Source organism: Oleiphilus sp. HI0117 (genome assembly GCF_001635235.1).
In genome coordinates, this window is the sequence record NZ_LWGA01000352.1 from 1 (window position 1) to 330 (window position 330).

Genomic DNA, 330 nt, shown 5'->3' on the forward strand with positions numbered 1-330 from the left:
ATTAAACGTATGAACCTACACCTTAAAACATTATCTTTATTGCTTCCGCTTACCCTACTGACTGCCTGTAAGAATGAAATCACACCAGAATGGGAGCAATATTACTCTCATGCCAGTAGCAATGAATCTCGAGTTGAGTGGCTATCAAATGTCGCCGTCGATGGTTATGGAGAAATAATCAGCGGCGGATCAACGATCCGAACAGGCACGGACCGCCAACAAAATATTTTGCTGGTTAAGCGAAGCAGTGATGGTGAATTAATCTGGTCAACCGATATTGACCTTGCGAAAGGCAACTATCGAAGTGACGATAAGATAACTGATCTCACC

1 protein-coding gene is annotated in these 330 nt (G+C 43.0%); it reads left to right on the forward strand.

Annotated elements, in window-relative coordinates; all coding sequences use genetic code 11:
- Window positions 1-330 (forward strand): hypothetical protein (locus tag A3757_RS26310; protein ID WP_197469745.1); only part of this gene is annotated, 330 nt, incomplete at both ends.